At 57.4% G+C, this 12,211-nt stretch carries 17 protein-coding genes; all 17 read left to right on the forward strand.

Annotation, left to right across the window (positions count from 1 at the left end; all coding sequences use genetic code 11):
• Window positions 1–115: 115 nt before the first annotated feature.
• The 17 genes from AC27E8_RS01370 (at window position 116) to AC27E8_RS01450 (ending at window position 12,036) form a co-directional block, all read left to right on the forward strand.
• Window positions 116–1,120 (forward strand): glycine-rich domain-containing protein, encoded by a 1,005-nt coding sequence (locus AC27E8_RS01370; protein WP_487111320.1) that lies wholly within the window; start codon window positions 116–118, stop codon window positions 1,118–1,120.
• A 6-nt stretch (window positions 1,121–1,126) separates the two neighbouring features.
• Complete coding sequence (locus AC27E8_RS01375; RefSeq protein WP_487097953.1) at window positions 1,127–1,957, forward strand: hypothetical protein; 831 nt, start codon at window positions 1,127–1,129, stop codon at window positions 1,955–1,957.
• A 75-nt stretch (window positions 1,958–2,032) separates the two neighbouring features.
• Window positions 2,033–2,779 carry a C1 family peptidase gene (locus tag AC27E8_RS01380; RefSeq protein WP_487097951.1) on the forward strand — a complete coding sequence of 249 codons (747 nt, stop codon included), beginning with the start codon at window positions 2,033–2,035 and terminating at the stop codon, window positions 2,777–2,779.
• A complete protein-coding gene (locus AC27E8_RS01385) occupies window positions 2,779–3,282 on the forward strand; it encodes a hypothetical protein (RefSeq protein WP_487097949.1) in 504 nt (167 codons plus the stop codon). Before AC27E8_RS01380 ends, AC27E8_RS01385 begins: the two co-directional genes overlap by 1 nt.
• Before the next feature lie 5 nt (window positions 3,283–3,287).
• Window positions 3,288–3,578 (forward strand): hypothetical protein, encoded by a 291-nt coding sequence (locus AC27E8_RS01390; RefSeq protein ID WP_487097947.1) that lies wholly within the window; start codon window positions 3,288–3,290, stop codon window positions 3,576–3,578.
• Window positions 3,575–3,946: a hypothetical protein gene (locus AC27E8_RS01395; protein ID WP_487097946.1), complete on the forward strand. Its 372-nt coding sequence runs from the start codon at window positions 3,575–3,577 to the stop codon at window positions 3,944–3,946. Before AC27E8_RS01390 ends, AC27E8_RS01395 begins: the two co-directional genes overlap by 4 nt.
• A complete protein-coding gene (locus tag AC27E8_RS01400; RefSeq protein ID WP_487097944.1) occupies window positions 3,936–4,505 on the forward strand; it encodes a hypothetical protein in 570 nt (189 codons plus the stop codon). Before AC27E8_RS01395 ends, AC27E8_RS01400 begins: the two co-directional genes overlap by 11 nt.
• A complete protein-coding gene (locus AC27E8_RS01405) occupies window positions 4,498–6,639 on the forward strand; it encodes a glycoside hydrolase domain-containing protein (protein WP_487097942.1) in 2,142 nt (713 codons plus the stop codon). The genes AC27E8_RS01400 and AC27E8_RS01405 overlap by 8 nt, the downstream gene beginning before the upstream one ends.
• A gap of 198 nt (window positions 6,640–6,837) precedes the next feature.
• Entirely contained in the window at window positions 6,838–7,224 is a 387-nt protein-coding gene (locus AC27E8_RS01410) for a hypothetical protein (protein ID WP_487097941.1), read from the forward strand.
• 273 nt (window positions 7,225–7,497) lie between these two features.
• Window positions 7,498–8,109: a hypothetical protein gene (locus tag AC27E8_RS01415; protein ID WP_487097940.1), complete on the forward strand. Its 612-nt coding sequence runs from the start codon at window positions 7,498–7,500 to the stop codon at window positions 8,107–8,109.
• Window positions 8,110–8,112: 3 nt separating this feature from the next.
• Window positions 8,113–8,382, forward strand: a complete 270-nt coding sequence (locus AC27E8_RS01420) for a hypothetical protein (RefSeq protein ID WP_487097939.1) — start codon at window positions 8,113–8,115, stop codon at window positions 8,380–8,382.
• Window positions 8,383–8,467: 85 nt separating this feature from the next.
• Window positions 8,468–8,791, forward strand: a complete 324-nt coding sequence (locus AC27E8_RS01425; protein WP_487097937.1) for a hypothetical protein — start codon at window positions 8,468–8,470, stop codon at window positions 8,789–8,791.
• A gap of 103 nt (window positions 8,792–8,894) precedes the next feature.
• A complete protein-coding gene (locus AC27E8_RS01430) occupies window positions 8,895–9,188 on the forward strand; it encodes a hypothetical protein (protein WP_487097936.1) in 294 nt (97 codons plus the stop codon).
• A gap of 104 nt (window positions 9,189–9,292) precedes the next feature.
• Window positions 9,293–10,129 carry a hypothetical protein gene (locus AC27E8_RS01435; RefSeq protein ID WP_487097934.1) on the forward strand — a complete coding sequence of 279 codons (837 nt, stop codon included), beginning with the start codon at window positions 9,293–9,295 and terminating at the stop codon, window positions 10,127–10,129.
• A gap of 288 nt (window positions 10,130–10,417) precedes the next feature.
• Entirely contained in the window at window positions 10,418–10,729 is a 312-nt protein-coding gene (locus AC27E8_RS01440) for a hypothetical protein (protein WP_487097932.1), read from the forward strand.
• A complete protein-coding gene (locus AC27E8_RS01445) occupies window positions 10,707–11,105 on the forward strand; it encodes a hypothetical protein (protein ID WP_487097931.1) in 399 nt (132 codons plus the stop codon). The genes AC27E8_RS01440 and AC27E8_RS01445 overlap by 23 nt, the downstream gene beginning before the upstream one ends.
• On the forward strand, window positions 11,098–12,036 hold the full coding sequence (locus AC27E8_RS01450) for an AcrVA2 family anti-CRISPR protein (RefSeq protein ID WP_487097930.1): 939 nt from the start codon (window positions 11,098–11,100) through the stop codon (window positions 12,034–12,036). Before AC27E8_RS01445 ends, AC27E8_RS01450 begins: the two co-directional genes overlap by 8 nt.
• Window positions 12,037–12,211 lie beyond the last annotated feature (175 nt).

Genomic DNA, 12,211 nt, shown 5'->3' on the forward strand with positions numbered 1-12,211 from the left:
ATCGTCAAGTGGAACAATTACGAGAATTGATACCGGAATAAGCCTATACGTCAGCGTCAGCGGAAACACTCTTACGATCGACATCGAAGGTACCCCAGCATATAACGGCCCTGCTATGCCAACCACGAACACTGCGACGTCTGGAAACGCGGGACTCGTGGCTACGCTCAACGATAACGCGACAACCAGTTATCTGGACAACAACGTAAACACAGGGGCTGCGCCACCTACGTCAAACACAACTGGGTCGTCACTTCTGCAGAACACAGTGAGCGTGCTCGGGTTAAATTCGTCCTTGTCTGCGCTTCGGTTCGTCGGAATCATATCGTCTGGGCCTCCATCGAGCGGAACATACAACACGAATGACGTCATACTGGACAAGCAAGGATACGTCTGGGTATGTACCTCTGGAGGAAGTCCTGGGACATGGACCAGTTTGCAAAGCGTTCTCAATAGTTTACCTATAGGAGGTTCTTGTTACCAATTTACATCAAGCACATCCCTGACTATACCTACCTATGTCACACGTTTATACGTCATTTTAGTCGGCGGAGGAGGTGGTGGCGGAGGAAGTGGAGGAGTGTATGAACCATCTGGAACGAGCCAGTACTACGGCGTTCCTGGAGCAGGCGGAGGCGGTGGTGCCGCAATTGTATTCGGATGGTTCCCTGTATCGGGAGGACCCACGCTGAACATCACAGTTGGAGCGGGCGGTGCAGGTGGAGCGGGCGGACCTAATACAGCGAGTTCGCAAGGCATTACTCAGGGGAGTAACGGAGGAAACGGCGGGAACACGTCCATCTCCATTGGTTCCAACACCATTGCAACAGCGCAAGGAGGTCAAGGAGGTACAGGAAGCGGAAGTAGTCCAGGAACCGGGGGTAATGGCGGAAATTTTTCTGTAGCAAGTAACAGTATTTTGTTCGGCGTTGCCGGGCAAAACGGAGGAAACGGAAGTTCATCGAGTAAAGGGACTGGAGGAGTGGCAGGAACTGCCCCATATGTTCTAAGTGCATATGGAAACGGAGGAGCAGGTGGAAATTATTACTCAACCAACTTCAGCACCAACGGGGCTAGCGGCTCCAACGGTCAAAACGGATGCGTATATGTCATATGGTGACTGGAGGTGAACGTGGTGATCCTTGAATACGACCCATCCACAGGACGAGTAACGAATCTTGCGGTGGCAACATCACCGCCAGAGTATCTTCCGCCGAACTATGTCTATCTCGACGACAGCGATTATCCGGAACTGCCAAGCCAGTGGCAATACGCTGTCTATCAAAACGGAACGATCACAATACTGCCATATATTACTGTTACGAGTGTGAATGGTACACTAACCGCAACCCTCAACAACCCGCCATCTTCGCCCCCATCCAGTGTCACATTTACCATCGGTTCGTGGACGCAGACCGCTACGCTCGCCAACAACCAAGCCAGCATTACGGTTCAACTTCATCCGTCGCTCGCGTCGTATGCGGTGCCTGTGTCCGTGTCCGCAGACGGGTGCGTGGGGACGTCCACGACGATTGGTGGGACACAACCGTTGCCCATCGGAATCCAAGTGTTCACGCCATCCGGTTCTAGTACGCCGATGATTGCGCCTGTCGGCCCTGGGTCAAAGAGTTTCCTGGCGGCGTATTACTCGCTTTCCGCTGGCTCGCTCGAAACTTATCTGGCCGACATCGGAACGGTCATCAGCTTGCTGACCGACGCCGTATTCAATGTCCTATTCCCGGCGGTCAATCCAACGTTGAATGCTAATCAGCAGAACGCCTACAACGACATCAAGGCCAACGCGTTGCCGAACCTGTACACGACACTCAACAATGCCTATCCATCCGGCGGCACTAAACAATTGCAGTACGCAGATTATCTCGCTGGCCTATCGAGTACATTCAAAGCTTACGAGAGTTACGCGCAAGACCTTGATACGATTCCAGGGCTTGAGTAACCGCATATCCCGTTTCCTCAGCGCTCCTTCATGGGGCGCTTTTTTATGGCTTCATCCTGAAAGGAGAGTGCCAACATGCCGAAGTACCGCTATCTCCAGACCGCGACTGTGCCGTACTATCATCCGCATGGCAACGGCAAGGTCGAAGTGGACCTGCGGAAGTATTTCGGGCCAGTGTACAACCAGGGCGACCTCGGCGCATGTTCGGCCTTTGCCGCGACCGCTTGGTACGCCGCGTGGCGTGTAAAGCACGGGCACAAGTGGGTGGAGTACAGCGAATTGGCTCAGTATTACGAGGAACGCAAACTGGAGGACACCGTATTCCAGGACTCCGGTGCGACCATCTGGGACGCAGTGCAGGTGCTCGCCGAGTATGGCGTTATGCCTGAGCAGGATGACCCATACAATCCAGCAGACTTCGCGAATCAGCCGCCTGAGCAGGACTTCCTACCCGGCTCACAGTTGCCACTTCACCTCGTCCGTCGTCTTCCGCTCTCTCGCCTCGTGGACTACGCCATGGACGCACTCAGCAACGACATGCCCATCCTGTTCGGTGCAGCGGTGTTCTCCGAACTCGAATCCGAAGTCACAGCAGAGACAGGCTACCTCTCCGTGCCTGCTCCTTATGAGCAACCAATCGGCGGTCATGCGATGGTGGCGGTCGGCATGGACGTTGGTAAGCGCCTGTTCCTCATCCGAAACTCGTGGGGCACGGACTGGGGCATTGGCGGATACTTCTGGATGCCGTTTGAGTATTGGCAGGATTTCGTGAGCGAGGCATATGTCATCGACGACTTGGCGGAGACAAAGAAGGTGGCCTAATGCTGGAGCCGGGAGACCTCATCTTTGTGCGCGGGCGTTGGTGGGACCCGATTGCAGACGCCATCAAATTCGGCGAACTCCTAATCAATCGCGAGGAAAAATTTCCTCTCGCTCGTCTCTACACGCACGTCGCGGTCTATCTCGGAGGAAATAACATCGCCGAAGCTCAGGGCCTGCGCGTATCGGGAACCGGGCGAATAGGCGCATATGCGGGCGAGTACGACATCGGCCATGTTGTGGACATGACCTACGACCAGCGCCAGCAGTTCCTTCACGCGCTCACGCAGGAGAATGGCTTTCCTTACGACTGGGTCGGTATCTTCTGGCTGGCCGTGAAAGCCTTGACTGGCTACAGCAAAAAGTACGAGGAGCACAAGACGCGGTACTGCTCCACGTATGTGGGATGGGCGCTGAGGCAGGCGGGGATTGTGGTCAACGACGAGACGCCATCGACGCTTGCGCTTGACCCACGCATCCATATCGAGGTTGTTGGCAAGGGGTGATCCGAATGGGCGAGAATGAAGCGAAACTCGCTTCTCTGGAGACGGACAACGAGTGGATTAAGGCGGCGCTCGTCGAAATCAAGGACAAAATCGAGGACATATCGGATCACCTCAAAAGGCAGGACCGAACGATGGACAAGTTCGTGACGAGGGAAGAACACGAGGAGCTTGTCCGCAAGGTGGATAAGCTCACGCATTGGCGGTCATGGCTCACGGGCGCGGTCGGGACGCTTGTGGGCCTGTTTATTCTCGGGTTCGAGTATCTGCACCAGTGGATTGCGGGTGGTGGGAAGTGATACGTCGATTCAACGAATGGCTTGCTGAGCGCCTATCCATTATCCTCTCTTCGATGTGGCTGTTCTGGGTCCTGTGCGTCATGACGTGGGGTTCCATCCTGCTTCAGCGCCCGAATGGAGCGCAAGGATGGGACCTCTTTCTAGTATCCATATTTTTTCAAGCCGTTGCGCTCCCTGTGATTAACCTCACCACAGCCAAGCAAGGCGACCGAATGGAACGAGTGATGAACGAGACGCATGACGCCGTGATGAGCGAGCTCGCGGAACTTCGGCGGATGCACGAGGAGCAGAAAGCCGAAATCGCAGAACTCAAAGCCATCCATCGCGAAATCGAAGCGAAACTGGGGAGGCGTGCGCATGAGCGATAAGCGCGTCGTGGAGGAGCATGAACAGACGGAAAAGGTCACGGAATACGTCGTGTTCCCGGAGCACTCGCAGAGGGCGGAGAGCGAACTGTTCCGCGCAAACAAGCATAAGCTCGTCCACGAACTCAACCTCCCGTGTTTCAAGTGCGCGATGAAGGCGTATCCGAATCATCCTCCGCCCGAAGCATATCAGAACCGTGAAGTCCATCACTGGCTCGTCGAGTGGGCCGCATGGAATGCTGTTGACCAAGTTAAGGTGCAATACCTGCTGGACAACGGCTTTTTTGATGCCTACGGATTCTCGGCGCAGATGAAGGGGCAACCCTTCGAGTCGCCTGACGACATCCGCAACCTCATCGTGCTCTGCGAACGCCATCACCGCGACGGCCATGTCGGTGTCCATCACTCCACGGCACCTGAGTGGTTGTCTGACCTCGTAGCGAAAGACGGCGTGGACATCTTGCTCACGGATGAGGAGTGGCGACTGCTCGTAAGCGGCCAAGCGGAACTCGGCGACGACGGCAAGCTCATCATGAAGGAGGCGCAGGCGTATCATGCCTGAAGCGGCACTCAAGTACAACACGTTTCGCTTGACAGACGACTACCTCAAGCGCATCAAGCGACGCCAGAAGCTCATTGCAGTCACAGCGCAACCCGAGTCATCTGGCAACGGCGTTGACCTGTCGCAGTATTGTGGCCCTGTAGTCAACCAGTTTGCGGAAGGCTCCTGCACGGCCTGTACCGTGCGAGACTACATTTGGTGGTTGCAGAACAAGTACGGCTATCCGCAACCCGTGGACCCGTCCGTGAATGGCCTGTACTACTGGGGCCGCCTCATCACAGGCGACCTGACGGCGGACAAAGGCTCGACCTTCGAGGCCGTGGCAACGGGTGCGATGGTCTGGGGCGTCGTGCCTTCGAGTGTTGACCCGCTCAGCGAAAACACACTCTACGTCCAGCCACAATGGTCGGACGTTGTGATGCAGGCGTCGTCCTGCACGGTCATCAGCCCGACGACCGCCTCGTTGCGTGCCACGCTTGATAGCGGTAAGCCTGTCGGCATAGCCATCCAGGTTACGAGCGCGCTCTATCAACCCACCGTGTACGACGGCCTGTACGTGGTGGACGGTGGTACAATTGAGCAGGGCGTAGGTCACGAAATCCTCGTGGTGGGGTATCAGCCTGACCCCACATATGGCTACTTGTACAAGTTCCAGAACTCGTGGGGGACGGAATACGGGAATAATGGATTCGGGTACTTCAGTGAGTCGTTCCTGAAGAACTATCTTCTCGACGCCGCTGTTATGGACATCCCCCCTCATCCAGCAGGGGCCGTTCCACCGAGTTTGTCCCTCCAGATTCGCGCCACGGACGAGAATGGCAACGTTAAGTCCACGTTCTCGACGAACGAGACCATTGGCATTGGCGTGAGCCTGACCAACAACGGACAAACGCTCCTGAACCAGTACGTGGACATCGCCATCAACGGTGAACAGCCCTCATCCATCCCCATCTCGTTCGACGGATGGAACGGATTCCCTTGGTCGGCGTCAAATCCGGGGACATACACGTTTACGGCGACGTGGGCAAACTTGTCGGCCAGCACGACCATCACCGTGGAGCAGGCACAACCGCAGCCCACACCTACTCCTACGCCTAGACCAACGCCGCAGCCTACTCCAAAACCGTCGCCTCAACCGACGCCCTCGCCTAAGCCGACACCGAAACCGTCGAACAAGGTCCTGTATCAAGCCGTGGACTGCGCGACGAGGCTCACGGCGACCACGGCTAAAGCCATCTATGACGCCGGGTACAAGGCCGTCATGCGGTATCTCGGGAACTGGGCGAAGTCTCTCACAAATGAAGAAGTGGCGGCTATCCGTGCGAGCGGCCTGAAACTCGGCCTCATCTGGGAGAGTGACCCGACCTATGTGGGCTACTTTACGCCGACGCAGGCGGCGAATGATGCTCAAGCGGCTGTTGCAAGCGCACAAGCCATCGGCGCGCCCAAGGGAACGGCTATCGCCTTCACGGTCGATTATGACGCCGCCATCGCGGACATGGACGCTATCATTGCGTACTTCGGCGTCCTGCTGAGTAAGGTCACAGACTACAAAGTCGGCGCGTATGGCGACGTGATTGTCATCGACGCGCTATATAACACCTACGGGAACAAGCTCTGGTACTGGCAGACGAGCGCGTGGAGCAATGGCCAGACGAACGCGAACAAGTCCATGTACCAGCACACCTACGATGTCGTGGTCGGAGGCGTGCAGGTGGACGTGAGCGACGTATACGCAGACCCTGGATTCTGGGCGCCGTCTGCAACGCCCGCACCTAACCCGTCGCCATCGCCATCACCGAACAACGGAGGTGACACCGTGACGATTCTCCAACTTGGGAGCACAGGGCCTGCCGTGAAGCAATTGCAGGAGGACTTGAACAAAGTCCTTGGACTCCATCTCGCTGTGGACGGTATCTTCGGCCCGGCCACACAAGCGGCGGTCAAGTCGTTCCAGTTGCAGCACGGTCTCACGGTAGACGGTATCTACGGCCCGCAGACCGCACAGGCCATGTACGAGGCGCTGTTGGCGCTCGCGAACAAAGGCAGCACCGTCACCGTGGACAAGGCCAAGGTGCAGGCGCTTATCAATGCGCTAGAGTCGGCGCTAAACGCGGCGAAGGCGCTGCTCTAACTTTTTATTGACGCACACTTGACATCGGCATGGTGATCGTTTACGATGAAGGCACATGAAAAATTGAAAGAACTGCATTGACGCCACCGAAAGTCCAGGTCTGGAATTCAGGCCTGGACTTCGTGGCATTATGCACAAATATTTCAGGCCTCACGCAGATGAGCGTGGGGCCTTCATCATTTTCGGGAGGGATTGCTGATGGCTGCACCCATCACCAGTGTGGAAATCCAAATCCTTGAGGACGTACTGAGCGCATTCGGCCTTGCTGTCGGCGGCGCGCTGACGTATCTGACGACCAAAGTTGTGCCGAAGTACATCCATTCGCAGACCGCGCAGAACGCCATCGACGGGCTCGCGTCCATTGCCGAGAGCGTCGTGGCGCAGTTCAACCAGACCATCGTGGCCGACGCTAAGGCGAACGGCGTCTGGAACGCCGCACTCGCGGCCAAGGTCAAGCAGGATGCGGTGAACGCCGTCCTCTCGCAGAGCGCGAACCTTGTGAAGCTGGCGGAGAAGGTTGTCGGCGACGTGCCGGAGCTTGTCTCGACGCTCATTGAGCAGGCGGTGGCAAAGAGCAAAGCGTAACCGATATGGATATGTGCTATAATGGACATGCACGACGAGACCATTGCGTGATGGATGACTTGCCGTGCTTGAAATTGGCCCCGCTACGTATCGTGCGAGGCTATCCACGCCCTCCCAACGTTGTGGAGGTCAAGGCCCGGTGCTTAACAGCATCGGGCCTAAAAATTTTTCTCGGAAACGTCGACGAAACTATTGCAAACGTCGACGAAACGAGTATACTAAGAATCAGAAGGAACAAACAAAACCCCGACGGACGGGGCGATGAGGAGGACGATGAAGGTGAAGGCTTACCGCATCCAACCTGTCGACCGTGACCCGAACCTCTTGCTCCAGCCTGAGAACCAAGTTTCTCGGTGCTGGACGTACACTGAGCGCCCGTGCCCGGAGTGCAATGGTGAAGGTCAATGGTGGCACCGGGGAGAAGAGGTTCGTTGTGAGGCGTGCGACGGGACAGGTTGGGTCGAGGATGTGCGCCGCGGGGTCAGCGCCTGCCTGACGCTCGATGACCTCAAAGCGTACTTCCTCTCGCGGGGAGCCGACCTTGAGGGCACGGTGCTCATTGAGATGGAGGCAGACTTGAGTGATGACGAGGACTTTGACGCAGACGCTGGCGCGGTGCTCGTGATTCCCCGAGAGATTGTGCGGGTGACGCCGATTGAGGAGACCGGGTTGTTTCGGTTCCTCGGGCACTCGCTCGACGAAATCCTGGAGGACGTCGAGCAACGCTTCGCTGATCAGATTCGCAAAGCAGATGACTATCGTTGGACGCTCGCTCAAATCCTCGAATCGGAGTGGGACTTGAGCGAGGAGCAGGGTCAGTTCCAGTATCAGTTGGAGTGGCACAACAAGGTCGAGTCGTTCCTCGACCGAGTTCTGGAGGGATGAAAAATGGCGAAGGTTTGCGAGATTGAGGCGGTTCGCGAGGCGTTGCTTTTGGTTGATTGGGAGCCAGAGACCTGTCAGAACCCAGCATCTCACACGCTCTACTGGACCCCCGATCATCTCCGCCGGTCAGCACAGGCGGCCCGAAATGAGACGATGGGCCGCGAGACGTTCCACCTGTGCGACAAGTGCGCACAGGAAATCCAGGAACTCTTCGAACAGTTCCCGGACCCATGGGTGAGCATCGATGAGCCGCCTGCACCATTCGAAGATTGAGCCGGCCCGCGATGGTCCGCCGGAGATGGCCTCCCGGCGCTGATGAGGCAGCCCGCTAAAATTCGGAGAAAGGTAGGTAACTCAAATGCTTGTTAATGTGACGCCGCACACGATCAACGTGATTCTACCGGACGGGAGCACCATGGACATTCCGCCAAGCGGCACGGTTGCACGTGTCGCTAGTCAGTCGGTGCAGGTCGGTGACGTGGATGGCATCCCCGTTTTCGCCGTCGCCTTTGGCGACATCACGGGGTTGCCTGAGCCACAGGATGGCACGGTGTTTGTCGCTAGCACCCTCGTCGCGCAGGCCGCAGCCAAGGCGGGTCGCAAGGACGTCTTGAGCCCGCAGACGGTGCGCGACTCCGACGGGAATATCGTCGGTTGCAACGGTTTCCAGACATTCGCGTGATTGCATGTCGTCCGTAGCTAGGCGTCGGGACTGTAGTCCCGGCTCCCGTGGTGCGGATGACGCACACAATAAGCCGCCATTGTGCGGCCTGGGAGGTAATTTTATGAAAACGAATGTTATTTATGGTATTGCGTTTGCGGTCGGTTACAGTGATTACAACACGCCTACCGTGCAGCGGGAGGTATCCTGGCGGGAGCTGTTGGAGGCTCCCGTCGGGACGGAATTCTACGTCGACCACAACTCCAATTGCATTCGTGGAGTTGTGGACGAAAGAGCCACGGTCGTCTATCGAGACGACCACGGCGCAGCGGTTCTGTTCCGTACCATCCGTACGTCGGATGGTATGGACGCGCGGGCTCTGCCAGATGAGCTTGAGCTCGTCTGGTTCGAGTTCTGAGTGCCTTGTCCGTAGCTAGGCCGCCCGACGTGTGTCGGGCTGCCCATGGTGCGGACAATCCGCATACTATTTGCGCCGCAAGACGGCGCGATGGGGGTTATAACATGGCCATCGAACATTATAATCAGTTCGTCACCGCTTGGGCGCTTGCCCGAGCCTATTCCCACGGCTGGGCAACTGAGATACCTTTCGGGGAGATTATCCTGGCCGTTGAGCATGCCGGAACGCCCGAAGAGTCGTGTTCAGCAATCAAAGAGTTGTACGACAGGTATTGTTACTCCGAATTCCCAACTGTTGCGGGCATCGAGTGCCCTGAGCTCGATGCCTCTGGGAATATCGTCCACGAGACGACCACCGGTCGCATGTTGTGGACAGTTTGGCCGGATGGTGCCGTCACTTTCCTGGTCGCTACGCCCTATGGTGTAGTGGCGCAGGCTGAGGTATCTGCGCCGGAGGTGGCTTGGACGCATCAAGGAGATGGCGTGCCCTACATCCGCCGCAGTGTGAACATGTGGGCGCGCAATGCGCGTCCACGGCACATCATGGCTCTGTCGAGGGCCGTGGGTGTGCTTGAGACGGTCCCCGGGCACCCTAACGGGGACGTTCTGGAGATGGCCCGATACCTCCAGAATGACCCGTTTGTCCTGCGCGACATGCCTGGCGTGCGGTCCCTGCACATCGAAGTAGACCTAGACGGGACCTACTCGACTGCTGGGCCAGGAGTCCATTTTATGGGCTCCTGGAAAGATGCAGTGAGCGGTGTGTTCGTGCCTATCGGGACGCCGTTCACTCTGCGTGATCTTGCTAGAGAGTTCGCGTATTTGTCGGCGCTTGATCCGGAGTACGCTCCTCTCGCAAGAGAGTTGGGACTCCAAGACTATGAGATCCGAGACTATAGTGCGGCATATCAGCGCGCCTCTGGGCTCGTCAGCGAAAGCTGACGGGCCTAGAGGCGTTTTGTCTTAGGAGGTGAGATGCCGTGAAACGCAGCATCGGCATCCTCGACTACTTCGTGTGCCCAAATTGCAGCGGATGGGGCTGCGCGGAGTGCATGGAAAGGTGGGGAGCTCAAAATGAGCAAGGAGATCACTTGCCTTGGCGGGACCTTACGCCGAGTGGGACCGAACCAGTGGGAGTGGGTCGACGGGACACCGGAACCACGTGTCCGTGACCTACTCCGAAATGATATTGCGCCTAACTTCCGCGTCATCGGAGGACGTAACGGTGACGTGGAAATCCCTCGGAACTGGCGAGACTATGTGGATGACCCGGCCATCGAGATGGCCATCGAATGGCTCATCAAGGAGCACGGGCGTCCAGCCGATATCTTTGGGGAGGGCATCGCCGAGGCGCTAGACGAGCATCGCGTGTTCGTTCGGGGGTATCGTGTGCCCGTTAAGGCGTGGGACGAGGTCATGAAAGTCCCAACGGGCGCACAATGGGACATCGAGCACGAAGAGGACATCTTGCAGCGCGCGGAGATGTTGCGAAGCAAACTCGAACGAGAGGAGGCGGAGAATGCCGAGACCAAGGAAGAGTAGTGGCTACCGTATCACGTGGCGCGTGACGGAAGACCTTGAGCCGTTTATCCAGCGGTTCGTGCAAGCGTTCGGCGAGGTTCCGGCGGCGATGGATACCATCGTTCGCCGGTATCGTCGTTCGCGTGAAGTAGGTGAAGAACGCCTCTACGAAGTGTTCTCACCCGATGAACTCGACTGGCTTCTCCGCACCATCGTGCCGCCCGTCGAGGGTACGGACATCGACTACATCACGGCTCAGGTCTCGGAAGCGGTGCGACTCGGGCAAACAGATGGCGTCGACGGCGAATCGGTTCTCAGTCGACTGGTGCGTCTATCAGACGCTGAACTGTTTGCGCTCGATGAGCGGAGGCGGGAACAGAGGCGGGAACATGGGTAAGTTCATGCCGCTATCCGAAATCGTTCGCGACTATCACGAGACGATGGACCGGCACAAACTCGACCGAGAACTCGTACCATACCCGTTTCGCGACCAAGCCGGGATGTTGGCAATCGCGAGGTATGGACCGCGTATCATCGACGAACAGCCTGGTCTCATCAATATCGCAGCATTGGCGCTTTCTATGCGACCTCGTGTGGTCGTACACCGGATTGCGCCGGGCGCAGTGAAGGCCGTCCACGAAACCGACCTTCACACGCTTCCCGGTGAACCGCCGATGTTGCTACGTCGTCCGTTTATCGTCGAGGCCAAGCGCATACCGGGCGAATATCTATTCGACCAAACCGTGTGCCTCGCCGGGTATCCAATGGATGAGCACATCTTTTTGCTCGGCCTCGATTATCCAGACGGGCTCATGGTGGTTCGGTGGACGCCGGAGTGGCGAGAGATGGACCTTGAGGAAGGTATCCCGATGCCGGACAACAGCCCACTCATCGACAACGTGGACGCACACCATGACTGGGCACGCGAGGCAGTACGCTTTGCATTGGTTCTGGCGCTGCACTTGGAGGCGCAACAGTCACCGCTCGAAGTGCGTGACGACATCGCGGCGTCAAGACGGTATCGGCACCCAGGACAGAGCCAAAGCAGCCCATCCAAGAATACTCGGAAGCCGGAATGGCTCGTGCGGCGTATCAGCCTGACTCGCATCACAAGGTCGGTCTCAAGCATATCATCCGGTGGGACGTCGAAAGATGAAACCGACACGCGCGGGAGCAACCTGCTGCCGGCAACCGTCATGGTACGAGGCCACCTTCGCCGACAACCCTACGGACCTGGTCGGTCTCAGCGCCGATGGGTCTATGTCGAGGCATACGAGGCTCGTCGGTGGGTCGCCCCTAAGCCACTCCGCATCGACATCAACGAGTAAAGCATGCCCTGCTCGCCACGTCGGCGGGCAGGGTTATGCCGTGCTAATCCCGTTGCAAATCTACTCGTTAGCACTGGATGATACGAAGGAGGTCTGAGACGACCCAAAACCCTTGTCTATCAAGACTAGATAGCACTCAATGACACCAGATGATACGGTAGGCCGCAAAATGAGC

Source organism: Alicyclobacillus sp. CIJ1, from assembly GCF_057538885.1.